Origin of the sequence: Marisediminitalea aggregata (genome assembly GCF_900129565.1) — a bacterium.
GTDB lineage: Bacteria > Pseudomonadota > Gammaproteobacteria > Enterobacterales > Alteromonadaceae > Alteromonas > Alteromonas aggregata.
The window spans coordinates 13,015-37,770 of sequence record NZ_FQWD01000008.1 but is presented as its reverse complement, the minus strand read 5'-3'; the positions used below and the strand labels follow the sequence as shown (position 1 = coordinate 37,770).

At 48.9% G+C, this 24,756-nt stretch carries 20 protein-coding genes and 1 tRNA gene; 7 read left to right on the top strand and 14 right to left on the bottom strand.

Translation table 11 applies throughout. The annotated features are described in order from the left end of the window. Nucleotides 1–6: 6 nt before the first annotated feature. The 6 genes from BUB81_RS22530 to BUB81_RS19960 all read right to left on the bottom strand — a co-directional run bounded on the left by BUB81_RS22530 (nucleotide 7) and on the right by BUB81_RS19960 (nucleotide 6,142). Nucleotides 7–522, bottom strand: a complete 516-nt coding sequence (locus tag BUB81_RS22530; RefSeq protein WP_073325134.1) for a prepilin-type N-terminal cleavage/methylation domain-containing protein — start codon at nucleotides 520–522, stop codon at nucleotides 7–9. Nucleotides 523–1,235: 713 nt separating this feature from the next. After that, nucleotides 1,236–1,322 (bottom strand) — tRNA-Leu (locus BUB81_RS19980). A gap of 66 nt (nucleotides 1,323–1,388) precedes the next feature. Next, nucleotides 1,389–2,099, bottom strand: coding sequence for a 3'-5' exonuclease (locus BUB81_RS19975; RefSeq protein WP_245819300.1), 711 nt, complete (start codon nucleotides 2,097–2,099; stop codon nucleotides 1,389–1,391). After that, nucleotides 2,096–3,928, bottom strand: a complete 1,833-nt coding sequence (locus BUB81_RS19970) for a DUF294 nucleotidyltransferase-like domain-containing protein (protein WP_073325133.1) — start codon at nucleotides 3,926–3,928, stop codon at nucleotides 2,096–2,098. The genes BUB81_RS19975 and BUB81_RS19970 overlap by 4 nt, the downstream gene beginning before the upstream one ends. 218 nt (nucleotides 3,929–4,146) lie before the next feature. Then, nucleotides 4,147–5,871: a sodium:solute symporter family protein gene (locus BUB81_RS19965; protein ID WP_073325132.1), complete on the bottom strand. Its 1,725-nt coding sequence runs from the start codon at nucleotides 5,869–5,871 to the stop codon at nucleotides 4,147–4,149. 4 nt (nucleotides 5,872–5,875) lie between these two features. Further along, nucleotides 5,876–6,142: a DUF4212 domain-containing protein gene (locus BUB81_RS19960; protein WP_073325131.1), complete on the bottom strand. Its 267-nt coding sequence runs from the start codon at nucleotides 6,140–6,142 to the stop codon at nucleotides 5,876–5,878. Nucleotides 6,143–6,397: 255 nt separating this feature from the next. On the opposite strand from BUB81_RS19960, the gene BUB81_RS19955 reads away from it, so the two are divergent. The 6 genes from BUB81_RS19955 to BUB81_RS19930 all read left to right on the top strand — a co-directional run bounded on the left by BUB81_RS19955 (nucleotide 6,398) and on the right by BUB81_RS19930 (nucleotide 14,364). Next, nucleotides 6,398–9,832 carry a PAS domain-containing hybrid sensor histidine kinase/response regulator gene (locus tag BUB81_RS19955; RefSeq protein WP_073325130.1) on the top strand — a complete coding sequence of 1,145 codons (3,435 nt, stop codon included), beginning with the start codon at nucleotides 6,398–6,400 and terminating at the stop codon, nucleotides 9,830–9,832. 223 nt (nucleotides 9,833–10,055) lie between these two features. Further along, nucleotides 10,056–10,961 (top strand): 30S ribosomal protein S6--L-glutamate ligase, encoded by a 906-nt coding sequence (gene rimK / locus BUB81_RS19950; protein ID WP_073325129.1) that lies wholly within the window; start codon nucleotides 10,056–10,058, stop codon nucleotides 10,959–10,961. Further along, nucleotides 10,961–11,995, top strand: a complete 1,035-nt coding sequence (locus tag BUB81_RS19945; protein ID WP_073325128.1) for a succinylglutamate desuccinylase/aspartoacylase family protein — start codon at nucleotides 10,961–10,963, stop codon at nucleotides 11,993–11,995. Before rimK ends, BUB81_RS19945 begins: the two co-directional genes overlap by 1 nt. A 2-nt stretch (nucleotides 11,996–11,997) precedes the next feature. Beyond that, nucleotides 11,998–12,444 (top strand): ATP-dependent zinc protease family protein, encoded by a 447-nt coding sequence (locus tag BUB81_RS19940; RefSeq protein ID WP_073325127.1) that lies wholly within the window; start codon nucleotides 11,998–12,000, stop codon nucleotides 12,442–12,444. Between the two features lie 88 nt (nucleotides 12,445–12,532). Next, nucleotides 12,533–13,393 carry a hypothetical protein gene (locus BUB81_RS19935; protein ID WP_139241647.1) on the top strand — a complete coding sequence of 287 codons (861 nt, stop codon included), beginning with the start codon at nucleotides 12,533–12,535 and terminating at the stop codon, nucleotides 13,391–13,393. Nucleotides 13,394–13,485: 92 nt separating this feature from the next. Further along, on the top strand, nucleotides 13,486–14,364 hold the full coding sequence (locus BUB81_RS19930; RefSeq protein WP_073325125.1) for an ABC transporter substrate-binding protein: 879 nt from the start codon (nucleotides 13,486–13,488) through the stop codon (nucleotides 14,362–14,364). Between the two features lie 379 nt (nucleotides 14,365–14,743). Here the strand turns inward: BUB81_RS19930 and BUB81_RS19925 are convergent, their stop codons facing one another. The 3 genes from BUB81_RS19925 to acs are packed head-to-tail and all read right to left on the bottom strand — an operon-like array spanning nucleotide 14,744 to nucleotide 17,753. Continuing rightward, complete coding sequence (locus BUB81_RS19925; RefSeq protein WP_073325124.1) at nucleotides 14,744–15,109, bottom strand: GNAT family N-acetyltransferase; 366 nt, start codon at nucleotides 15,107–15,109, stop codon at nucleotides 14,744–14,746. A gap of 40 nt (nucleotides 15,110–15,149) precedes the next feature. Further along, nucleotides 15,150–15,794, bottom strand: a complete 645-nt coding sequence (locus BUB81_RS19920; RefSeq protein WP_073325123.1) for a response regulator — start codon at nucleotides 15,792–15,794, stop codon at nucleotides 15,150–15,152. Between the two features lie 12 nt (nucleotides 15,795–15,806). Then, nucleotides 15,807–17,753: an acetate--CoA ligase gene (gene acs, locus BUB81_RS19915; protein ID WP_073325122.1), complete on the bottom strand. Its 1,947-nt coding sequence runs from the start codon at nucleotides 17,751–17,753 to the stop codon at nucleotides 15,807–15,809. A 276-nt stretch (nucleotides 17,754–18,029) separates the two neighbouring features. On the opposite strand from acs, the gene BUB81_RS19910 reads away from it, so the two are divergent. Then, the gene (locus tag BUB81_RS19910; protein ID WP_073325121.1) at nucleotides 18,030–19,193 is read left to right on the top strand and encodes a DcaP family trimeric outer membrane transporter; all 1,164 of its coding nucleotides are present in this window, start codon (nucleotides 18,030–18,032) and stop codon (nucleotides 19,191–19,193) included. 103 nt (nucleotides 19,194–19,296) lie between these two features. On the opposite strand, the gene BUB81_RS19905 is transcribed toward BUB81_RS19910, so the two are convergent. From BUB81_RS19905 to BUB81_RS19885, 5 genes are all read right to left on the bottom strand, one after another. Further along, nucleotides 19,297–20,460, bottom strand: coding sequence for a Na/Pi symporter (locus tag BUB81_RS19905; RefSeq protein ID WP_073325120.1), 1,164 nt, complete (start codon nucleotides 20,458–20,460; stop codon nucleotides 19,297–19,299). Between the two features lie 140 nt (nucleotides 20,461–20,600). Further along, a complete protein-coding gene (locus BUB81_RS19900) occupies nucleotides 20,601–21,653 on the bottom strand; it encodes an aldo/keto reductase (RefSeq protein ID WP_073325119.1) in 1,053 nt (350 codons plus the stop codon). Between the two features lie 13 nt (nucleotides 21,654–21,666). After that, on the bottom strand, nucleotides 21,667–22,725 hold the full coding sequence (locus BUB81_RS19895; RefSeq protein WP_073325118.1) for a hypothetical protein: 1,059 nt from the start codon (nucleotides 22,723–22,725) through the stop codon (nucleotides 21,667–21,669). A gap of 130 nt (nucleotides 22,726–22,855) precedes the next feature. Continuing rightward, complete coding sequence (locus tag BUB81_RS19890; RefSeq protein ID WP_073325117.1) at nucleotides 22,856–23,545, bottom strand: 2-phosphosulfolactate phosphatase; 690 nt, start codon at nucleotides 23,543–23,545, stop codon at nucleotides 22,856–22,858. A gap of 15 nt (nucleotides 23,546–23,560) precedes the next feature. Next, a complete protein-coding gene (locus BUB81_RS19885; protein WP_073325245.1) occupies nucleotides 23,561–24,727 on the bottom strand; it encodes an AAA family ATPase in 1,167 nt (388 codons plus the stop codon). Nucleotides 24,728–24,756 lie beyond the last annotated feature (29 nt).

The window sequence follows — 24,756 nt, the reverse complement described above, 5'->3', positions numbered from 1 at the left end:
ACAGGCTTAGCAGTCGTCAGTTACAACGGTAATTGTACAGTCGGGTGTACCAAAGGAATCATAAATAACATAACAACCTTGATTCGTTGGTACGCCAGAGGATGGGACCGTGTAACCAATCAAGGTGTACTGATTGTCAACACGAGTGGAAATATCGCCATTTAAGCCGTTTTGCATGAAGTCCAGCATTTCCAATTGGTTGCCAAACTCAGCCTGACTTTCCGGGCACAAGTTGCGAAAGTCTACTTCCGACGTACCAAAACCAAAATCAACCACATATGCGGTTTGTCCACCATTGGGATTGGTCGATACCGGCCGTAAGCCTGACACTATGGCCTTCGCCTGAGCAAGCGATACCGTCGACTTCATCTGACTGGCAATAGCATTTATTGACGCAACTCGCGCATCACTGCCAAAATCTATAAACCGCGGCGCAGCCACAACAGCTAAAATACCAAGGATAACAATCACTATAATAAGCTCGATTAATGTAAAACCTTGTTGAACCGCACGTTGCTGCATATTTGCTATCTACCCAGAAAACTTGAAAATTGCACACTCACTATTAGACAGTATTCATCCTATCACGAATAAACACTTCGCTAATGGCTGGATTATTATCAATAAGTCTAAAAATTATACGTCCCCAAAAGCACTTCGGCATAGTTTTCCGGCCATATTTTCGACCACCTCCACAGAAGTGAAACGCTTGTATAGGTATGAACTGATTATTCTTATCACTAGGAAATAGAGATATTCACTGTAGAGGTGACGACGCGCGTTTTATGCGAAGCTCCGCTTCGCGCGCGACTGAACGACGAAAATCTGTGATTTGCGGCTGGAATAGTCCGCCTTGCCAGCAATTCTGCCGACTGAAACATTAAAAAGGGATTTTATAAAACTTAGAAAGGAATGGTGCCCAGGGGCGGGTGAAGACGCGCGTTTTATGCGAAGCTCCGCTTCGCGCGCGGCTGAACGACGAAAATCTGTGATTTTCGGCTGGAATAGTCCGCCGTGTCAGCAATTCTGCTGACTGAAACATTAAAAAGGGATTTTTTTAAAACTTAGAAAGGAATGGTGCCCAGGGGCGGGTGAAGACGCGCGTTTTATGCGAAGCTCCGCTTCGCGCGCGGCTGAACGACGAAAATCTGTGATTTTCGGCTGGAATAGTCCGCCGTGCCAGTAATTCTGCTGACTGAAACATTAAAAAGGGATTTTTAAAACTTAGAAAAGAATGGTGCCCAGGGGCGGACTTGAACCGCCACGCCCTTGCGAGCACTAGCACCTGAAGCTAGCGTGTCTACCAATTTCACCACCTGGGCATATCGCGCTAAGCTCTCGTTCAGCGCGGGCGAGAAGATACGCGGTTGGCGTAATATTGTCAATCATTAATTCTCGATTTTTCCTAAATTTCTGCAACCTACTGCCTGAGTATGCGTAAAGTCCTGAATCGACATAGTGCCTTTGGGATCAAGAGAATAGTATTGAGCAAACCACAATTGTAATGTCGCCATGGCGTCGTCGAGGGCATTGTGCGCTGGCGCAAGGGGCAAGTGGTGACGTTGTCTGCATACCGTCAGAGTAGCGCTGTTTGGCGGGAGAACCTCGTGTTGTTTCTGTAACTGATAAACCGCGAGCTTTAATGTGTCCAGTGTTATCACGTTCTCCATTTGCTGCTCATTGGCGGCCATTACGCGGTCCAGCACCGCCATATCCAATCCGGCGTTGTGCAACACCCATACGTGGGTATGTGCGTACTGGCTGAGTTTCTTAAGTGCATCCCTTACATGCACGCCTTGTGCAATGGTGTCAGCGGTTAGCCCGTGGATTACCGGACTCTGTTCTAAATCGCCAGATGCACGCACCACTTCGTAGTAACAGGAAGACACATCAATACTGCCTGCCTTACCTTCTACCCAGCCAATCGAGGTAATCTTCGCCTTCTTGGGGTCCAGTGACGTCAGCTCTAAATCAATTGCCAGCAAGGGCATATCACGCAGCATTTGATGCTTGCGCTCTTCGGGTAACAAAGTGCCTCCCGCCATCCAGCGTTGGATACGCCCCCACCACGAAAGCGACGGCGCAGACGCATTACTCACGACATACCTCCAGAAAATTTCATTACCGCAGCTTGCTGGGCGCGATCAATGGCTTTAAATGCTGCTTTAAGCTGGTGCTTTTCTATGGAGGATAAGTCGCTAATCGACACACAATTATCTGTTACTTTATTTTGCAACTGATGCCGCCAACGCAAACGGGTCAGGAATAGCCAGATATCCCGCAGGTTATTGGCATCTCTCGACGATAACCCTGCACCAGCAGGCAAGCTGGCTAAACGCGCCAGCGTAGAAGGCATCGTCAATCCGTTATCGAGCGCATAGAGTCTTACCAGGTTATTAATGATGGCAATGGCTTTTACCTTCAGATCAATGGCATCCTTTACGCTATGGCCTTTTTCAAATACAAACTTCTGAAACATCGATAACGGCACAGAATCACTGTTTGCCTGACGTGCTAATGCCGCCAGAAACATTTTCTGCTTCAACAAAGGCGCTCGTGCCAATTGCATTTTTCTGAACAACTCTACATCGCCGGCCGCAGCCCGTGCATCCAGGAAGATATTAAAATACATGATGGCTTTAGATGTTGGCTGCTTCACCCACTGCTGAGCTTCGTGAATGGCATCGTCGAGTGACAAACGCAGTTCCGGGTTGCTGGCCATAATATTCCCCGGGCATAGTTTGATGCCACATTTACCCAATCCGTTACACACATAGTCTGCCATACCCGCAAAATACTCTGCTTCTTGCTCATTTGGGGTGCGTGCCAATAACAGACCGTTGTCCTGATCTGACCCCATAGTCTGGTCTTCCCGCGCCTGAGAGCCATACACAATCCAGGTATAAGGCATAGGCGCAGAGCCATGCTGTTGCTGATAGAAGGTAATCAGCTTGCGCGTCATGATATCCGTAGCCTGTGCCAGCACTTTGCCGGCAATGTCATAATCCCCGGGGCGCTTGGCGTGGGTTGCCAAATAGTGCGGCATCTGCCACGACAGCCGTGTCAGTTCATACAGATTCTCTGCCTTGGACAGTTCGCCAATAATAAACAGCACGTTGCCTTTCTGATGACGAATGATATCAGACGCCGTTACCATGCCCATGGGTTGACGGGATACCCGGTCGACCACCGGCAAGTGATGAATGTTGCGTTCACTCATAAGTGCCATGGCGTCAAACATAGTGCGGTTTTGCGTGATCATGGCGGGCTTGTCGGTCATGATTGTCGATACGGGTAAGCCAACATCTAACGCTGTGGCAACAACCCGATTGCGCAGATCTCTGTCGGTGACAATCCCCGCCAGTTTTTCGTTTTCTGTGATCAGCAGCGACGATACATTATTTTCACTCATCAATTCAGCGGCCTGCTGCACCGACAACCCAATATCCGCAATTACGGGCTGGCGCTCTATCACTTCGTTCAGTGATTTATAAAGCCACATGGAATTTGAGTCCTGGACCGCCTGGTTTTGCAGCGCCTCGCTCTTTGTACCTTCGAAAAAGTTAGCCACTTCCGGCGTCGACAGCAGCGCTTTAAACGCTTCTGACTCAAAGCAATACACCAGCCCCGGGCTGTCAATTTTCACCTCTATAGGATGCGATACGCCATCAATAATACTGTGAAACCCGAAGTAGTCTCCTTCACTTAAGTGGCGTTCAGGTCCGTCGCTGTCTTTTACCGAAAACTGACCGCTTTGAATCAAAAACAACCTGTCGGCATTTTCCTGTAATAACTGATTCTGGTTCTCCGCCGCCAGATAGATAAGCCTGGCGTGTTTCGCCAAATCGTGTAGCGCATCGTCAGCCAGCACATCAAATGGCGCAGATGTTTTTAAGAAATCCAGTACCTGTTGGGGTGTCGCACTCATTATTGCCTCCCATCCCGCCGGTGAAAACCTTGTTGTCCATATAAGTGTAGCGCCTTTGCGGTTTATAACGGGTGAACCAGATCAAAGACGTATCAGCTATTTACACCAGGATTCACTCTAAAATAACCCCTGGTGTAAATCCTTTATATAAAAGTTAATGGCCGAAGCGTAAAAAGGCCCATCCGAGGATGAGCCTTTCTTTATAACGCTAGTTCAGTTTAGTGAGCTGATGCATCACCGGCACCTTTAGGGAAGCGGATGCTTTCCACCAGGTCCTGAATTTCCTGAGGCGCTTCGTCAGTCATCTTGTACACGCCGTAGGCAACTGCGAAGTTAACAATCATACCCAGTGTACCAATACCTTCTGGTGAAATACCGAACCACCAGTTAGCAGGCACGTTGGCTGCTGGATTGATAAACTTGAAGTAGATGATGTACGCCGCTGTGAACGCGATACCCGCAATCATCCCCGCGATAGCACCTTTATCATTCATACGCTTGCTAAAGATACCCATAATAATCGCTGGGAAGAAACTGGATGCCGCGAGTCCGAACGCGAAGGCGACCACCTGCGCTACGAATCCTGGCGGGTTGATACCAAAGTAACCGGCAATCACAATCGCCACACCTGCTGCGAGTCGTGCGTAGAACAGCTCGGCCTTATCGGTAATGTTTGGCGCAAAGTTACGTTTCAGCAAGTCATGCGATACCGAGGTAGAGATTACCAGCAGCAGACCGGCCGAGGTAGACAGTGCCGCAGCCACACCACCAGCAGCCACCAGAGCGATTACCCATGCAGGCAGATTCGCAATCTCCGGGTTAGCCAGTACCATGATGTCACGGTCAACTTTTACTTCGTTTTTGCTAGCCGGGTCGTCAATGCTACCAGCAGCATAGAACATTTTGCCGTCGCCATTCTTATCCTTAAAGGTTATCAGGCCAGTTTGCTCCCAGTTCTTAATCCAACTTGGTGCTTCGGCGTAAGATGTACCCTGCATGTCTGTACCATTGATGGTTTCAATCATGTTTACACGACCGAATGAAGCCAGAGCCGGTGCAGTTGTGTAAAGGATAGCGATGAATACCAGCGCCCAACCCGCACTCTTACGCGCATCACGTACTTTAGGTACCGTGAAGAAGCGAACGATTACGTGAGGCAGACCCGCAGTACCTACCATCAGAGCGAAGGTAATGAAGAAGACGTCGATGGTGCTCTTCGTACCGGACGTATATTCATTAAAGCCGAGTTCGACGGAGAGGTTGTCGAGTTTCTCCAACATGTACATCCCCGACCCGTCAGCCAGTGTCGCACCGAAAGCGGTTTGAGGCAGAATGTGACCTGTTACCATCATTGAGATGAACACAACAGGTACGATGTAAGCAAAAATCAGTACGCAGTACTGAGCAACCTGTGTATAGGTGATACCTTTCATGCCACCTAAAACAGTGTAGAAGAATACAATTGCCATACCAATAACCACACCGGTTACGATATCAACTTCCAGGAAGCGGCTGAATACCACGCCCACACCACGCATCTGACCTGCAACGTAAGTAAAACAAACGAAGATGGCACAGAATACCGCTACCGTACGTGCGGTTTGTGAGTAGTAGCGATCACCAATGAAATCCGGTACAGTGAATTTACCGAATTTACGCAGGTAAGGTGCAAGACACAGCGCCAGTAGCACGTAACCACCGGTCCAGCCCATCAGATAAACCGCGCCGTCATATCCCATAAAGGAAATCAGACCGGCCATGGAAATAAAGGATGCGGCTGACATCCAGTCCGCAGCGGTTGCCATGCCGTTAACGACAGGAGGAACACCACCACCGGCTACATAAAAGTCGGTAGTTGAACCAGCGCGAGCCCAAATCGCGATTGCGATATACAGAGCGAATGAAGCGCCAACGATGATAAAGGTTAATAATTGAACATCCATTGGACTACTCCTCGTCTACGCCGTATTTTTTGTCCAGTGCGTTCATTTTGGCCATGTAGACAAAAATGAGCGCAACAAATACGTATATTGCACCTTGCTGTGCGAACCAGAATCCCAGCTTGAAGCCAAAGAATTGGATGTTATTCAGCACATCAACAAAAAGGATGCCGCAGCCAAAAGACACGACAAACCAGATTACTAACAATTTGGCGAGGAGGGAGAGATTCTCCTTCCAGTACGCCGTTTTGTCGTCATCACTTTTAAATGCCATCTTTCCGTCCTCGTAAATAGGTTAACTCGATGTATTATTTTTACATTTTCCTAACGACAAGCTTCTCAGGCGACTTTAGCGTTTTTGACTTTTGTTCTACATCGCAAAAATCGCCTAAAAACCGCATAATTAGGAGCTTCGGATATACTCTAGTCGCGCAAAATCAATCTAGGAATGAGACCATGGTCGTAGGTCAGGTATTAGAGGGTTGCGTATAATGTCACCAATATTGTTAAAAACCTGTTAGGACAAGGCATGACGTTCGGTTGGGTTACACTGGCACTGCTGTATTTATTTTTGTTGTTTAACATTGCCAGTTGGGGTGACAAAAACTCCCCTACCGCCAGATGGATAACCTCTCACCCGGTGATCTACTCACTGGCGCTGGCAATTTACTGTACCGCCTGGACGTTCTTTGGTGCGGTTGGTCAGGCATCCCGTGACACCTGGATTTACCTACCCATATTATTAGGCCCAGTGCTGGTCTATATTTTGGGATATCGTTTCATATATAAACTTACTTTGGTGAGTAAGAAGCAGCACATCAACACCATTGCCGACTTTATTGCTTCGCGATACGGCAAACGACAGGCCGTCGCACTGCTGGTTACTATCATCGCGCTACTCGCCACCATTCCTTACATCGCACTACAACTAAAAGCCATTGGCGCTACGTTTAAACTGCTTACCAATCAACCTAACAGCCAGTTTATTATTGTCATTTCAACGGCGTTTATTGCGTTGTTCGCAATTTATTTTGGTACCAAACAAACCGACGTTACTGAATATCGTCGCGGCCTTATTCTGGCTATTTCATTTGAATCGACGATTAAATTACTGGCACTGGTGCTGGTTGCCTTTGTGGGCTATCAGGCGTGGTACAATCTGGAAAGCGCACCGATTCTGGAGCGCTTTGTCAGCGACGAAGCCCTGTCGCAGTTCTCCTCGTTCACGTTCTTTGCGCAAACCATTATGGCCGCCGCGGCGGTTATTTGCTTACCCCGTCAGTTTCACGTTGCAATTGTAGACAACCTGAGTCTGAACCACCTGAAAACGGCTCGCTGGCTGTTCCCGTTGTACCTATTGGTCACCGCCGCTGTTATTCCTGTTATAGCCATGGCCGGGCAAGCAGTGTTTAGCGGTCAGAATGTCGAACCAGATACCTATGTGTTGTCTTTGGCCATTTATTCAGAATCCCTGTTGCTGCAAATTATTGTGTTTGTGGGTGGGCTTTCTGCAGCCACCGCCATGATCATTGTGGCTACGCTGACGCTAAGTACCATGCTTACAAACGACGTGGTACTACCCCGTCTACTTGCGGTAAAACAGCATTCCGCGACCTATGGTGATTACGGTAAACGCATCCGGCTGATCCGCCGAATTATCATTGGCATTATATTGTTGCTGGCTTTCTTGTATCACCAACAAATGACGGGCAGTCGGTCGCTGCACTCCATTGGTTTGATCGCTTTTTCACTGGTAATTCAGCTGCTACCCGCCGTTATTGGCGGACTGTACTGGAAGCGAGGCCATGCCCATGGTGTCTACGCCGGACTCATGGTCGGCTTGATCACCTGGGTTCTGTGGCTGGTGCTGCCCATCGTAAACAGCACTATGTCGGAATACGAGCAAAGTGAGTTACTCAGTCAGGGGGCCATTATCAGCCTGATTGCGAATTTGCTCGCTTATGTGCTGTTCTCCTGGTTTGCCCCTGCCCGACTCATCGACCGGATTCAGGCTGAAGCCTTTGTGTCTCCGGCAGATGCGCGTAATACCCCGGCGAAAAACCAAAGTATTAACGTCACTATTGCTGATCTCATTACCCTGCTATCTACCTTTATGGGGTCGGGGCGCTGCCAACAGTTAGTCAATGAATACCAGCAGTTACACCATTGTACCGTTGAACGAACTGAGCCACCTGACGAAGCCTTTATGGCCTTTTGCGAACGCGCGCTGGGCGGGGTAATTGGGGCATCCAGCGCCAAGGCGTTAATCGATTCGGTGTTGCGCGGTAAGAAACTCGACTTCACCGAGGTCATTAACTTCTTTGATGACACCACCCAGGCCATGCAATTCAATATGACGGCCCTGTTAACCTCGCTGGAGAACATGGACCAGGGGATCAGTGTCATCGACATGCACCTGAACCTGGTGGCCTGGAACAAGCAATATGCCGCTTTATACAATTATCCCGAAGAATTACTGGTTGTAGGTACGCCGATAGAAAAACTCATGCGGTATAACGGAGAGCGCGGTGAGTTTGGTCGCGAAGACATTGAAGCCGAAGTCGAGAAGCGCCTGGAACATTTGAAATCAGGTACTCCCCACCGTTATACCCGTCAACGCAGCGATGGCCGCGTCATCGAAATGGTCGGCAACCCGCTTCCCGGCGGCGGCTTTGTAACCAGTTTTAACGACATCACTGGTCACGTTGAGATCCAGCAGGCTCTGGAAGAATCCAATATCGACCTGGAGCACCGCATTAAAAAGCGTACGGAAGAAGTTCACTCCATAAACGCTGAACTCCGTCTGGAAATCGAGCGCAGGCGCGACATTGAGAAAGAACTGATCCGCGCGCGCAAAGCGGCAGAAGACGCCAATGCCAGTAAAACCCGTTTTCTGGCACTGGCGAGCCACGATGTGTTGCAACCACTCAATGCGGCCAAGCTGTATGTATCAGCCTTACAAGAAGCTTATTTACCCGACTCTGTGGTCAAGATTGTCAATAAACTGAGCCACTCTGTGATGTCGAGTGAAGCGCTGATTGCCACCCTACTGGATATTGCCCGGCTTGATCAGGGTGAGCTGAAGCCGAATCCTGAACCTATTAATATCCGCGAGTTATGCGGGCCGATCGTTGACGAAATGACCATGCGGGCAAAAGAGAAAGGGATTTTCTTGAAAACCCGGCTGCCCGATTACTGGGTCTATGCCGACAAAACCTTTTTGTATCGAATATTACAAAACTTGCTTTCAAATGCGGTTAAATACACTGAACACGGCAAAGTGTTGCTGTCTGCCAGAAAACGAGACGGTAAAATTCTCCTCGAAGTGCGCGATACTGGTATAGGGATTTCGCAAGAACAACAAGCGCTGATCTTCAGCGATTTCTATCGCACAAATGAAAGCGCTGAGCATGGTATTGGGCTTGGCTTGGGTGTTGTCCGGCGCTTGAGCCACCAAATGCAATGTAAGATCCACGTGGACTCAGAAGTCGGTCGAGGCAGTTGCTTCTCGCTGAATTTCCCAGTCTCAACACCCCAAATCGCTCAACAGCAGATGCAGGGTAATCCGACGGCTTCATTTGGCAGCTTGCGCGTACTGTGCGTAGACGACCAACAGGAAAACCTGGATGCCATGCAAACCCTGCTGGAACGTTGGGGGATCAGCGTAGTATTGGCTGACAACTGGGATGATGCCATAAAACAAGCGGATATTTTCTCGCCGCAAATCCTGTTGATGGATTATCAATTGGGTAACGGTGTGAATGGTCTTGACCTGATAGAAGCTATCAGGCAGCACCTGGATGTGGTACTTCCCGCGTCTTTGGTTACCGCTACCCACGACGAGGACCTGGTGACACGCTGTAAAGAACAAGGCGTTAACTACCTGAGCAAACCTCTGAAGCCAGCCAAACTGCGTGCTCTGCTTAAAAGTATGACCCGACATGTTAAACCGGCGCGTCATTGAACGCGCGCCGGCTTAATCTGCAGGCAAATAAACTGCTGTCCAAACTCTGAATGCGGTTGATTTATCTGGTTATTCGATTAGGTTTAAACAACAAGTGATGTGACTGGCCGATTAGCAACACTATCGAAATCCCTCACCGTCACGACAAATATTATTCGGTTTACATTCCTGAGTATGCAGGCAAAGTACACCGGTTTTTAACCCCCTGCGAACAGGCCAGATTATGCGTATTGCTATCTTATCCCGTAACCCCAAATTGTATTCTACCCGCCGTCTTAAAGAAGCTGGCGAACAACGCGGTCACACCGTTGACATTATTGACACCATGCATTGCTACATGGACATTACCAGCAGCAATCCGTCTGTTCGCTACAACGGTAAGAAACTACCTAAATATGACGCCGTTATTCCGCGTATTGGCGCTTCAGTGAGCTTTTATGGCACTTCCGTTGTTCGCCAGTTCGAAATGATGGGGACATACAGTATCAATGAATCCGTTGCTATCAGCCGCTCACGCGACAAATTGCGTTCATTGCAGTTGCTGTCACGCAAGGGCATTGGTTTGCCACGCACTGGCTTTGCTCATCACCCTGACAAAGTTGACGACGTGATTAAGAACGTTGGCGGTGCGCCGGTTGTGATTAAGTTACTCGAAGGTACTCAGGGTATCGGCGTTGTACTGGCCGAAACACAAAAAACCGCAGAAGCAATTATTGAAGCTTTCATGGGTCTGAATGCCAGTATTTTGGTGCAGGAATACATCAAGGAAGCCGGCGGTTCAGACATCCGCTGTTTCGTCGTCGGTGGCAAAGTAATTGCCGCTATGAAGCGTCAGGCGGCACCGGGGGAATTCCGTTCAAATCTGCATCGTGGTGGGTCAGCGAGCCTGGTTCGCCTGTCTCCTGCAGAACGTAAAACTGCCGTTGATGCAGCGCGCACTCTGGGCCTGAACTGCTGTGGAGTTGACATTTTACGCTCGAATAACGGCCCGGTTGTAATGGAAGTCAACTCGTCACCAGGACTGGAAGGTATCGAAGCGGCAACCAACAAAGATGTTGCCGGTATGATCATTGAATTTATTGAAGGTTCGGCTAAGCCGAACAACACCAGAACGAAAGGGAAAGGCTAATGGCCATTGCACCATTGGAAATTGGCGGTGAAATCATTGCACCGGGAGAAACCAAGAAAATAGCCTTGGACATGCCTCCGTTGTATACCGCCACCAGCATGAACATACCGGTATTTGTAAAGCGCGGTAAGCGCGCCGGACCCACTATGTTTGTCAGTGCCGCTATTCACGGCGACGAACTGAATGGGATTGAAATCGTCTCGCGCCTCATTCGCTCCAAAAGCATTGCGAATTTAAAAGGCACCTTGATTGCTGTTCCAATGGTAAATGTGTACGGCGTACTGAATCAGTCCCGTTACTTACCGGACCGACGTGACCTGAACCGGAGCTTTCCGGGCAGCCGAAAAGGCAGCCTTGCTGGTCGTCTGGCTTACTTGTTCTACAAGGAAGTGGTGAGCAAATGTGACTTCGGTATCGATTTACACACAGGCGCTATTCATCGCAGTAATTTGCCACAGATCCGCGCAAACCTGGATGATCCGGAAGTACTGGAAATGGCCAAAGCCTTTGGTGTACCTGTATTGTTGAATGCTGATATTCGAGACGGTTCATTACGCCAAACAGCCAGTGAAGACGGTATAAAGATCTTGCTTTATGAAGCGGGTCAAGCCCTGCGTTATGACGAGTTTTCAATTCGGGCTGGCGTAAAAGGCATTATAAATACCATGCGCCACATGGGCATGCTGAACAAAAGCCGTAGCAAAAAGGCCGTTGCAATTACACCGTTTATTGCCCGTGCAAGCGGTTGGGTGCGCGCACCAGAGAGCGGCTTTATTACGCACTCTGCACAACTTGGTGATCATGTCGAAAAAGGTGACGTACTGGCTGTGATTGCCGACTCATTCGGCACCTTTCAGGCAAATATCATCAGCCCGGCGGAGGGTGTGGTGATCGGCAAACAAAATATCCCGCTTACGCAGGAAGGCGAGGCGATATATCACATTGCTTACTTTAAGGCCCCGGATACAGTGGCTGAACAAGTGGAGCTGTTACAAGACAATCTGGTTTCAACTGAATCAACACTGGTACTCTGATCATGGCTGGTACAAAAAAACCGAAGCAGTTAATTGGTGCGCTGGAATGTGCAAATTTGCCGGAATTAGGCATTTATAACCTGACAATGCGTGTCGACACAGGTGCGGCGACCTCGTCACTGCACGTCGACAACATTGAAGAGTTTAAGCGCGATGACGAGCGTTGGATTCGATTTGATATTCATCCCGACATCCACGACGTCGCTAAGACAGTGCGTTGTGAATATAAAGTACTAAGTCAGAAGAAAATTAAAAGTTCCACTGCCACCCGGGAAAAACGTTATGTGATAAAAACCCGGTTAGAACTGGGCAAACGAGCCTGGAAAATAAAGCTGACGCTAACAGACCGTTCAGAAATGACCTATTTGATGCTATTAGGTCGCCAGGCTATGACGGGCAAGTGTATTGTTGATCCCGGGCTGGAATTTTGCGTGTCTACTGCGTCCTGACCGCACAAAAGCCTGCCATATTTAAAATGCAGGCGCTCGCCGTTATATCCGCTATACTGGTCTGAAGAAGTATTGCTGAGAAATAGCCGTGAAGTACGTCAGGATCTGGGTTATTACCCTAACCGTCTCGCTATTCGTGTCTTTTGCACATGCAAAGGACACGTCAGTGGTGCATCAGGATAACGTTCGAATCCCTCGCCCGGCGCCTGGCACAACAGATATTTACAACTATATTGTCGAATTACTGACTCGTGCATTAGCCGTTACAGAACGGGAATATGGTTCACTTAAGGTAGTCGCCAACCCGGAAACTACGCCCCAGCAACGCCAATTGATGAACCTGTCAAATGGCAATACCGATATTGCGTGGTCAATTACCAGCGCAGAGCGTGAGTCGCGCTACACGCCAGTGCGAGTGCCTCTGATTGGCGGTCTGTTTGGCTACCGTGTGTTTTTAGTTCGAGCAGATGATAATCGCTTTAATTACGCTCCTTCATTACCAGACTTGAAGGCCATGACGGCTATTCAGGGCGCAAACTGGCCCGACACTCACATCCTGCAATTCAACGAGTTTAGTGTGCTTGGAACCTACGGGAGCGGTCATATGCTATTGCATCGCAAAATGTTCGATTATTTCCCGCGAGCTATTCATGAGGTTTCTCAGGAATTATTGGAATACCCGCAATTTACCCTTAACGTCGCCCCACAACTTGCGCTGAAATACGACAATCCGATGTTCTTTTTCGTGAGCAAAAAGCATCCACGTCTGGCGGAACGCCTGACTAAAGGGTTAACGACCCTTTATAACAATGGCGAGATGTTGAATCTGCTGACTCAGCAGCCTTTTTACGCAGACGCTGAAGAAATGCTGTTTGGACGGGAAATTTACGTATTGCAAAACCCGCTACTCACCGATGAGACTAAAGCGGCCCTCGCGCAGTTTCGTTAAGTTACGCATTTTTTGTCGACTATCGGCATAGAATAATGACGATCCTTCACTATACTCAGATTAGACAGCTGCTCTAAAGGGTCAGTTTTTTCATGTTCAGGCGATTGTTTTTATTAACATTGTTTTCTTTTTTATTACTGCCGATACGCCTATCGGCTAGTGAGCCTGCGCGTAACACCCGCGTCTACATTCCCAATTATGAACCCGGCACTACCGATATCTATCACTATGTGGTTACACTGCTTAATCTCGCGATGGCTCAAACAGAATCAGAGTACGGTCCGGTTCAAATCATCGCAAATCCGGCAGCTACGCCGCAACAACGTCAATTTTTGAATTTGCGGAACGGGCGAACAGACATAATGTGGTCAGTTACCACCTTCGAACGCGAGCAACACCATCATGTAATCCGAATCCCACTTACCGGAGGAATGTTTGGTTACCGTGTTCTGCTGGTCAGTCAGGACAATCCCCTGTTTATTACCGAAATTGCGTTAGACCAGCTAAAGCAACTGAGCGCAGTTCAGGGCAGTGACTGGCCAGATACTGATATCCTCAAGTATCACGGTTTTAATGTGTCGACCAGTGTTTACAGCAGTGCTTTCAAGTTGCTGGACAAAGGCATGGTAGATTACTTTCCCAGAGCGGTGCATGAGGTATTTGAGGAGCTCAGTACGCATCGCGATTTAGCAATTGAAGTGGAAAGCCACATAGCGCTGCAATATCACAATCCTATGTTCTTTTTTGTCAGTGAGCACCGGCCGGAACTTGCTGAACGGCTCGAAGTAGGTCTGCAACGACTCTATGAAAATGGTGATTTACAGCGTCTGCTTACTTCTCAGCACTTTTATATTCGGGCCAGAAATCTGTTAAAGGACAGAACGGTGTACCCGCTGTCTAACCCGCTGTTAACTGAAGAAACTCGTGAGGCTTTGTCCCACTACCCCTCCCCGCTTTCAAACTCACTTTAAGCACATTTGCCAGTAGCCAACATCTCGCCATACCGAGAACTTATAACCGATACGTTCAAATTGAGCGACTTTTCGCATACCTACTTTTTCATGTAATGCGACACTGGCGGGATTTGGCAGTGTAATTCCCCCCACCACAGTATTAATGTCTAATACCAGTCCGCACAGAATATTACCCTATCAGCGAGACTGACAGGTTTTATGGCGAGGCTTATTTGCGCAGGTCTAGTGGTGCTAAATCAAGCAAATGTAACGAAGACAGAAAGCCTGTCAGCCTCGCCCGAAGGGAGTGGCCAAATCGACTTAGCTCTGTGTTGCGGTTACTGGACGTAGAGTGACTATGCCTCAGTAACCGCGTCGTGATCTAAGTCGATTTGACTCACTCTGCTAGGGTAATATTCTGTGCGGATTGGTATATTGCTCGGAGTCTGTCTATAAGTGCTTGATAGAGATATGTTCCGAGTCCTTGCCCAACAGCATGCCGCGCCAGATACACCGTCGACTCGACCGAGAAGCGATACGCACTGCGCGCTTTCCATTTTGTAGCGTAAGCATAGCCAACAATTATCGAATCCCGCTCTAGTACAATCCAGGGTAATGACGTAGCTATAACATCATCTATTCTGACTGCCATTTGCGATGCTGTGACGGGTTCTTCTTCGAAAGTTACCGGGGTTTGGACAACATAATAATTGTATATCGATGCAATGGCTTCTGCATCTTCCGAGCGAGCATCTCTTATCACAGGGCTTCCTTCTACCTGCCAGCGTTAAGGGATCCCCAGATTACTGGACTGGTGGCTCCAGTTCCAGCTGTGAGGCAATCAACACTGCCTGAGTGCGGTTGTTAATACCGAGTTTTTTGAAAATGGCAGTAACATGCGCTTTCACAGTGGCCTCGGCAATGTCCAGGTTATAACCAATTTGTTTATTCAACAGTCCGTCGCGCATGTAACACAGCACTTTGTACTGGGAAGGAGTCAGGCTGGATACCTTGTCGGCCAATTCAGAGAACTCTTCGTCAACATCCTGAATTTTTTCACTGATCGACTCGGGTAACCAAATATCGCCATCCAAAATTGACTGAACGGCTTTGGCAATATCGTCAGCACTGGTGGTTTTGGGTATAAAACCCAACGCACCCACACCCACGATTTTAGAAATGATGGTGGCGTCCTCAGTACCTGATACTACGGCAACCGGTAAGTCGGGATAAAGCTTGCGAATATGCAATAAACCAAACAGGTCGTTGCTGCCGGGCATGTGCAGGTCCAGCAATAATAAATCGACATCCTGCTTTTGCAGAATGTCGACTGTTGCAGTGAGGTCCCCGGCCTCCAACAAGGTGAGGTCGGGTAATGATAACGATAACGCGCCCTTTAACGCATCGCGGTATAAAGGGTGATCATCGGCAATTAGCAGCGTTATCATTATCTCTCCGTATTACTTGTTAAGACGCTCCTCGATGAGTGTATCAACAACCGACGGATCCGCCAACGTTGAGGTATCACCCAGTTGCTCGTGCTCGTTCGCGGCAATCTTACGCAGAATACGACGCATGATCTTACCTGAACGTGTCTTAGGCAGACCGCGAGACCATTGAATCATGTCTGGCGTGGCGATTGGGCTAAGCTCAGTACGCACCCAGGCGCGAATTTCCTTGGTTAGCGCTTCGTCTGGGTCAACACCTTCGTTTGGTGTGATATACACATAAATGCCCTGACCTTTAATGTCATGCGGGTAGCCAACCACAGCGGCTTCAGCCACTTTAGGGTGTGCCACCAGCGCACTTTCAATTTCAGCAGTCCCCAAACGGTGACCAGACACGTTCAGTACGTCATCAACACGCCCTGTGATCCAGTAGTAACCGTCTTCGTCGCGACGCGCACCGTCACCGGTGAAGTAAACGCCCTTGTAAGCACTGAAATACGTGTTGATAAAGCGCTCGTGGTCGCCGTAAACCGTGCGGGCCTGGCTTGGCCAGCTATCTTTAATTACCAGGTTTCCTTCGTTTGCACCTTCAAGCTCATTGCCTTCGGCGTCAAACAGTGCAGGCTGAATACCAAACATAGGGCGTGACGCAGAGCCTGGCTTCAACGGTGTTGCACCCGGTAGCGGAGTAATCATCATGCCGCCAGTTTCGGTTTGCCACCAGGTGTCCATAATCGGACAACGGCTTTCACCGATAACGCGGTAATACCATTCCCACGCTTCAGGGTTAATTGGTTCCCCTACTGAGCCCAACAGGCGCAGTGATGATAAATCACAGCCTTCAACCGGCGCATCACCGTGTGCCATCAGGGCACGAATTGCAGTAGGCGCTGTGTACAATGAATTAACTTTGTATTTTTCAACAACCTGAGCAATACGACGTACGTCAGGGTAAGTTGGTACACCTTCAAAGAATACCTGCGTTGCACCGTTAATTAACGGGCCATACACCATGTAACTGTGGCCTGTGATCCAGCCCACATCCGCAGTACACCAATAAATGTCATCTTCGCGGTAATCAAACGCATACTTGAAGGTCATTGCGGTGTATAACAAATAACCGCCTGTGGTGTGTACCACGCCTTTTGGTGTGCCGGTAGAGCCTGATGTGTAAAGAATAAACAATGGGTCTTCGGCGTTCATCACCTCTGGTTCGCACTGGGCAGAACAGTCTTCTACCAGAGCATCCCACCACACATCCACATCGTCATTGAATGCTACGTCGCCGCCGGTTAACTTGTGCACGATAACGTTTGTGATAGATGGACACGCACCATTCGCCAATGCACGGTCTACGTTGGCTTTCAGCGGAACACTGCGTCCTGCGCGACGGCCTTCGTCGCACGTAATCACGACTTTCGCAGAGCTATCGTTGATGCGGTCGGCGATGGCGTTGGGAGAAAAGCCACCAAAGATAACTGAGTGAACCGCACCAATGCGCGCACATGCCAACATGGCGTAAGCAGCCTGAGGTACCATTGGCATGTAAATCGCAACACGGTCGCCTTTACCTACGCCTAGCTTTTTCAGGCCATTCGCTAACTTACATACTTCATAGTGCAGTTGCTGGTAACTGATTTCTTCACTGTCTTCCGGCGAATCACCTTCCCAGAACAACGCGGTTTTCTTGGCATGCTCTGCCAAATGTCTGTCGATACAGTTATAGCTGGCATTAATCTCGCCATCTTCGAACCATTTAATTGATACTGTACTGGGATCAAAGGTGGTGTTTTTAACTTTTGTTGGTTTTGTGTACCAATCCAGCGTACTGGCATATTCACCCCAGAACCCCTCTGGGTCGTCGACAGACTGCTTGTACATTTGATCGTATTGCTCCTGAGTCAAATGAGTCGACGCTTTGATACTTTCCGGAACCGGATAAATCTTGCTGGCAGTCATATGAATTGCCTCCAATTTTCAAATAAATTACAGTGATATGTATTGGTAGATCAATGTAGCTTTTCCTGACCAAAGCAAAATGAGACTTTGGTCTTAGCGAGCGCTAAATTTCTATTTAGTTAGGAGGAACTACTCCTTCCTTGTTACGACTTTCGTCTTATAGACCATCCGCTTATTTGCAATTGTCCTAAACTCATACAAATTAAGAATCGTTAACTGCATTTTTACACTTTTTTTACTAATCATCCAATTCCTAAACAAACGGGACGAGAAAACATGAAACACACATTAAAAAAAGTTACCGGCGCCGTTACCCTGGCATTAACCGGCTTAACCATGGCATCAGCCAATGCCGCTTCACTGGGCTCGACTGAAGTTAAATACACAGGCTACATCAAAGTAGACGGTATCTACAGCGACTACTCGAACGGTGAAGGTCATCCGCTTAATCGTGATTTTTACGTTCCGTCAACCATTGCCGTTGGCAGCGCAGACGATGATATCAGCGGTCGATTCGACGCTCACGCCAGACAATCGCGTTTCCGCCTGACAACGAATACCCCGGTAGACGGCGATGACAGCATCACAGGTGTTTTAGAATTTGATTTCATGGTGACTAAAGGCGACTACGACAACGAGCGTATTAGTAACTCTTACTTACCTCGTATGCGTCACGCATTTTTGAAATATAAAAACTGGCTGGTGGGTCAAACCTGGACTACGTTCATGGACGTGGGTGCGTTACCAGAGTCACTGGACTTTATTGGTACCACTGATGGCATTACCTTTGGCCGTCAGGTCATGGTTCGCTATACCCATGGCGGTCTGGAAGTGGCATTAGAAAACCCTGAAACCACCGTAGTAGGTGTAGGTGCAACCGACGACAACTCTGTGCCGGATATCATTGCGGCCTACACAATGAAACAGGACTGGGGGCATGTAAAAGTAGCGGGTATCTTCCGCCAGTTAGCCTACAACGTAGGTGATATTGACGCATCTGATACCGGTGCAGGCGTTTCTGTAACAGGTAAAGTGAAGGTGAGTGATACCGATGACATTCGCTTTACTTTCTTTACCGGTACAGGTCTTGGTCGCTATGCAGCCCTGAATGCTGCACAAGGTGCAGTGTATAACGACCAAACTGGTGAATTATCCTCGATCGCATCGACCGGTTATGGTGTTGCGTATCGCCACATGTGGACCGACAAAGCGCGTTCCAGCATCATGTTCTCTGCCTTTGATGCAGATGCTGATGAGGTAACCAAAGTCACAATGGGTGACTACACCGACAAAACCTACAGCGCCCGCGTAAACTACATTTACTCGATGTCTAAAACGATGACGGTAGGTGCTGAATACGCTTATGCGAAACGCGAAACAGACGCAGGACTGGAAGGTGACATGAGTCGCGTACAATTTTCTGCAAAATACGCGTTTTAGTACTACGCTTAATCAGACGGTCAGTTTTCTTCAACTCTGACTGTCTGGTTATGTTCTGTTGTTCCCAATTTGGCCACGCTAGACGTGGCCTTTTTTATACGTGCTATAAACGAAAACCAGACAACAGCAGCAAACCAAAAGGCAACGCAAAAAACACCCCGAGAATATACATCACCCCTAGTATTTTTCGTTTGGCAACCTGTCTTGCAAGCGCAGCAGAAAATACCGGCGGTATTTCGCGTAACCAGGGTAAGCCAAAAATAGTGGCAACGGCCAATACGTTATAGACCAAATGCACCAGCGCTATTTGCAGCGCCGGCTCTGCCATCACACCGGTAATACCCAGTGCCGCAATCAACGCCGTAATGCAGGTGCCAATGTTTGCGCCAAGGGTAAACGGGTAGATATCACGGGCTGTCAGTACACCACTGCCGACTAAAGGCACCATTAGCGATGTTGTTGTCGACGAAGACTGCACAAGTACAGTCACCGCAGTGCCTGAAGCAATACCCGAAACGGGCCCTCTGCCGATACTCTTGTACAACAATGACTTCGCACGCCCCACCATCAGTGCTTTCATAATACGTCCCAAAAACGTAATCGACGCAACAATTAACCCGATACCCAGAATAATCATGATAGCGCCCGCGTAACCGTTGGATAAGTCTCCCAGCAACCACTGCAACTGCTCGTTCACCGGCTTTGTAACAGCCTTGATGGGATTAAAGCCCCCCACAGCCACTGCGGTATCACTGTGCATCCAACTCACCAGCAAGCCACTTAGGTGCTCCAGTATGCCAAAGAGGATTTCCAGCGGCAGAAAGATAATCACCGCCATAACATTAAATACATCGTGAATAGTGGCTGCCTGAAAGGCCTTTTCGTATTCCCGTTTGTCGTGAATATGCCCCATACTCACAATCGTATTGGTAATGCTGGTGCCCACATTGGCCCCCATCATCATCGGCACAGCCAAAGTGATAGGCAGTCCTCCCGCGACCATTGCCACAATAATCGAGGTAACCGTGCTGGATGACTGAATAAGGGCGGTTGCTAAAATACCGATGATCAAGCCAGTCACAGGATGGCTGGCAAACTCAAACAGCCCTTCGGCGTGGCCTGACGTCATGGTATTGAAGCCATTGCCAATAATAGACACGGCCAGCAGCATAAAGTAAATCAATACGCACAATACCGCCCATTGAGAGCGTTGGGGTTGAGGCGCAACCGTAATATCAACGGTGGGAGAAAGCGTAGGCGAATTCATAAGCAAAGAGTGTGGCTAGTTTGCATTCAGCCTACGCAGAGAGTATGACATTTACATGAACCTGTCCGGTCAGGAGACACCGGACAAGGCAAATTACAAGCGCGCTTTTTTCAGTCATCAGAAAAAGTACGCTAGCAGGGCTAAAAAGGCATAGGATAACGCTTCATTACCTGCTGAATCTGACGCAGGGTATCGTCAGACAACGTCATATCAAAGGCCTGCACATTTTCTTTCAACTGCTCAAGAGTTGTGCCGCCAATAATGGTAGAGGTTACACCCGGCACCAGATTCACCCAGGCTAATGCCAATTGAGACGGGGTAATACGCGCACGCTGTGCGACTTCTACGTACCGCGCCGTGGCCTCATGCGCAGTTTCCGTATTGCGGAATAATCCCTGACGCTGAACGAAGGTCCAGCGGCTGCCTTTCGGACGCTCATCGTTTAGGTATTTACCCGACAGCATCCCGGTTGCCAGTGGCGACCAAGGCAAATAGGCGACATCTTCAAACGCGCAGGTTTCAATAAGATACGGCCAGTCTTTGGCATGCAACAGGCTGAACTCATTTTGAATCGATACCGGCTTGGGCACACCCAGCTCTTCACACAGGTTCAGGTAGGTGTGAATGCCCCACGGCGTATCATCAGACAATCCCCAATGACGTATTTTGCCGCTGTCGATGGCTTTACCGATCCCCTGAACGATGTCGCGCATACCAGCACGCTCTTTTGCCACATCGGTATTTCGGGGATTAGTTCGCCACGGCCAGTGCTTGGCAAAATGTGGCGATGTGCGGTTAGGCCAGTGTAACTGGTACACATCAATATAGTCAGTCTGCAAACGCTGTAACGAGGCATCGATGGCCTGCTCAATGGTCGCAGCGGAAATCTCAGACCCTTCGCGAATATAGCGAATACCGCTACCGGCGATTTTGGTCATTAACACGATATCCTGACGCTTCTGCGGATTGGCGGCCAGCCAGTTTCCGATAAAACGCTCAGTATCCGCATAGGTTTGTTCGTTTGGCGGAATCGGATACATCTCGGCGGTATCAATAAAGTTGATCCCTTGGTCGAGAGCCCAGTCGAGCTGTTCGTTGGCGTCTTGTTGTGTATTTTGAATGCCGAATGTCATGGTGCCCAGACATACGCGGGAAACGCGTAAGTCGCTGCTACCCAATAACTCGTATTGCATGTTTAACCTCTGCTTAATCAGGAGGCGAAGTCGATGCGTGTTGCTCCGCCTTGGCGAGACGCCGCTCTATCTGACGGCGGGACTCAACCATTTCATTTGCCAGTTCGGCTAACGACCGAAACTCTGAAAATCCCAGTTTACGGGAGTCGATATGTTGGTATTGTCGCTTACAGCGATAAAAGAACAACATAAAGTTAGCAAATGCCCGGTGAAAGGTCGCGAAACTTTTGACTAACAGTAAAATCAGTGCGACTGATGTCACAATGGCAATACCCGAACCGAATAAAGTAGCGCGTTGTTTTTGCGCTTCAATAACCGGTAATAGTGCGTCATCCAACCGCTGTAGTGCAGCTTCGACATTATGTGCCTGCTCACGGAACTGCCCTCTTAGCCCCTGCGACGCCTGCAGACCGATTTGTTGCCGCAAAGCGACCCACTGCCCCAGCGTATTAATGTACTCATTAACTAACTGCTGATCTTCCTGCAACAGCTGATTCGAGCGCGTAATAGCTTGAGAAAGCTGAGTCAGTTCCGTTAAAGATTCAGCGCGCAGAGTGTGCTGATAATCAACCACAAGGAATTGCAATCTCGACAACTCGGCCTGTAGCTGAGGCTCGTATCGCTGGCCCTGAATAAACAGATTCTCGGCATGGCGGTACAGCGTTTTATTCAGGCCCTCGTTGGGCGTCAGTCCCACCTGCTTCATAAGGGTAACGAGTTTAAAGAGCTGCTCGGTGTAAGCCTGAGTGCTCTCTGCAATTTCGCCCACCAGCGATGAAGGTAGCTGATAGGATTTTACTATGTCATCCAAACCGTTTAACGCACTAACAAACTGCGTATGCTGCACGCGAAACTGGGTTAAATAGTCGGGATTCTTCCGCAGCAAAAAGTCTTTTTCATGACGCCGCAGTTGCAGCAAATCCTGTTTTAATTCCTGCAGTTCTTCGCGCTGCTCACTGAGGGCCAGTAACGCTCGATTGAAGTAATGCTGACTCACCACCAGCAAGGTCATGCCGAGCACACATACCGCAGTCATAAACAATAAGCGAAATTTAATCGAATCCCATTTCATAGCAGGCCCTAACGTGTTGCGCAGTGGACCGACGCTATCTCACAAAGATGTCATTTCCATGACAGCAAGCCAGGCATAACTGGTCGTGCTGGCAAGTCGTTAAACAGTACTCGTATTGATATATGGCGCTTCAGGTCACCCGGCGAAGCTCAACCGTACCGTCTTGTCTGGTTATAGCCTCAACAGGAAAATCAAACCGATCGATATCCAGGCAAAGGTGTAAGTCCGACTCGGGGTTCCAGGGTTGTTCGGGGTCCAGGAAGCGCGCTGCACAGGGCGATGCCAGCAATTGCGATTTGATGTCTTCTGGCACACATGGCTCGCCTAGTAACAAGCTTTTCAGGTATTGCGCGCAAACATCATCTTCTTCGGTGTTTTCTTCTGCCTTCCACCCCATTCTCACTAAGGTCACTACCTCGGGGCGTAAACTGCGGATATATTCAGCCGTGGCTTTGGCATTTACCAGAGCGCCCGTTAGCACCATTTTTGCTTTTTTTGCATTTACTAACCCCTGAGTGCCGGCATGGGTTGTATGCGCAATGTACTTTCCCTGCAACGCCTCAGAGGCCAGTTCAGTGGGCGAATTCCCGAAATCAAACCCGGGTAGCTTTTTCCCTTCGCGTTCGCCAATCAGCAGTGTCTCAGGTCTTGCAGACTTAAGTTCGAGAGCTTGTTCTATGGCTCCCACCGCAATAATCTGCTGCGGGGCTTGTGCCAGGCAATAACAGGCCACCGAGAAAGCGCGAAACACATCAATGATGACCACAACGCCTTCGGCGGTTTGCGCACCCTCAACAAAATCTGAAACAACGATTTTCATAATCCTACACTCCTGTTAAGTTGGCCAGTTCCAGGCCGGTGCAGTTAATCTGTCCTGACCTGTAATAAGGGTTTGGCCAATCTCCTTCTGCAGGCGAATGGCATTGCACCCCTCGACTCGCTGTAGCAGATTGATAAGCACAGGAGCATGAGAGACCACCCATACCTGAGTTGATTGTGAAGCCTTGACGATCAGGTTCGCAAGCGCAGGCAGTAAATCAGGGTGCAAACTAGTTTCAGGTTCATTAATTACCATCAATGCTGGAGGTCTGGGCGTGAGCAACGCTGCGACCCAAAGTAAGAAGCGCAGTGTCCCGTCGGACAGTTCCTTGCCCGTTAAAGGGCGTAAGAGCCCTTGTTGTCGGAATAACACGCTAAAATGACCGTCCTCGGTAACCTGAACATTCAACGTTGCGCCGGGAAACGCCTCATCAACAGCCTTTGCTAATCCCTCTCCGTCACCAATTTCAATAATGGTTTGCAACGCAGCGGCCAGATCGGCACCGTCGTGACTCAGGGCCAGGGTTCTTGAACCCAATTGTGGCAACCGAGACGGCGCCTCCTGATCCGTTCTGAAATGATCGTAGAATCGCCACTGCTTGATATATTCCCGCAGAGCCATTACTTCAGGAGCCTGACCAGGATCTGCCAGATGCGTAAATATACTTTCATACATTGGCAGATGCTGACAAATGACATTCCAGTTCCGGGCGTGCCGAATTTTGACCAGGTTATCTTTACGTTCTAGCAATGACGATGCAGGGCGATAAAGTTCTCCTTGCCATATGGCTTCACGTTTAATTTCTGGATCCAAATTAAAAGCGCTTGGATAAGGTACCGGTGGCGTAATGCCAAGCGCTACCGCATAGCTGAATTCTGTGCCCGCGAACCCAAGCTTTAGCCGCTTACGACTATTATCATGTGTGCCTTGTATAGCTGCATTACCCCGCTTCATGGCCGCAGAGATAACTTTTGGGCCAGCCCAAAATGTGGAATCCAGTCCACCCTCGCGAGCCAAAGAGCTGATAACACCGCCCCGTGCGGTTTCTGCCAACAGTCTTAGCGCTCTGTAAATATTTGACTTTCCGCTGCCATTTGGCCCGGTAACCAAATTCAGGTTACTTAATGGCACAACAATATCCTGCAATGAGCGGTAATTAGTGATTGCCAGCGTATTTAGCAAAATAGCACCCAATAGTTCCGGATCGTTCG

What these genes read in the sequence shown, in the direction of transcription:
- BUB81_RS22530 (WP_073325134.1), bottom strand. Translation starts at nt 522, where the DNA reads ATGCAGCAACGTGCGGTTCAACAAGGTTTTACATTAATCGAGCTTATT.
- BUB81_RS19970 (WP_073325133.1), bottom strand. Translation starts at nt 3,928, where the DNA reads ATGAGTGCGACACCCCAACAGGTACTGGATTTCTTAAAAACATCTGCG.
- BUB81_RS19965 (WP_073325132.1), bottom strand. Translation starts at nt 5,871, where the DNA reads ATGGATGTTCAATTATTAACCTTTATCATCGTTGGCGCTTCATTCGCT.
- BUB81_RS19960 (WP_073325131.1), bottom strand. Translation starts at nt 6,142, where the DNA reads ATGGCATTTAAAAGTGATGACGACAAAACGGCGTACTGGAAGGAGAAT.
- BUB81_RS19955 (WP_073325130.1), top strand. Translation starts at nt 6,398, where the DNA reads ATGACGTTCGGTTGGGTTACACTGGCACTGCTGTATTTATTTTTGTTG.
- rimK (WP_073325129.1), top strand. Translation starts at nt 10,056, where the DNA reads ATGCGTATTGCTATCTTATCCCGTAACCCCAAATTGTATTCTACCCGC.
- BUB81_RS19945 (WP_073325128.1), top strand. Translation starts at nt 10,961, where the DNA reads ATGGCCATTGCACCATTGGAAATTGGCGGTGAAATCATTGCACCGGGA.
- BUB81_RS19940 (WP_073325127.1), top strand. Translation starts at nt 11,998, where the DNA reads ATGGCTGGTACAAAAAAACCGAAGCAGTTAATTGGTGCGCTGGAATGT.
- BUB81_RS19930 (WP_073325125.1), top strand. Translation starts at nt 13,486, where the DNA reads ATGTTCAGGCGATTGTTTTTATTAACATTGTTTTCTTTTTTATTACTG.
- BUB81_RS19920 (WP_073325123.1), bottom strand. Translation starts at nt 15,794, where the DNA reads ATGATAACGCTGCTAATTGCCGATGATCACCCTTTATACCGCGATGCG.
- acs (WP_073325122.1), bottom strand. Translation starts at nt 17,753, where the DNA reads ATGACTGCCAGCAAGATTTATCCGGTTCCGGAAAGTATCAAAGCGTCG.
- BUB81_RS19910 (WP_073325121.1), top strand. Translation starts at nt 18,030, where the DNA reads ATGAAACACACATTAAAAAAAGTTACCGGCGCCGTTACCCTGGCATTA.
- BUB81_RS19905 (WP_073325120.1), bottom strand. Translation starts at nt 20,460, where the DNA reads ATGAATTCGCCTACGCTTTCTCCCACCGTTGATATTACGGTTGCGCCT.
- BUB81_RS19900 (WP_073325119.1), bottom strand. Translation starts at nt 21,653, where the DNA reads ATGCAATACGAGTTATTGGGTAGCAGCGACTTACGCGTTTCCCGCGTA.
- BUB81_RS19895 (WP_073325118.1), bottom strand. Translation starts at nt 22,725, where the DNA reads ATGAAATGGGATTCGATTAAATTTCGCTTATTGTTTATGACTGCGGTA.
- BUB81_RS19890 (WP_073325117.1), bottom strand. Translation starts at nt 23,545, where the DNA reads ATGAAAATCGTTGTTTCAGATTTTGTTGAGGGTGCGCAAACCGCCGAA.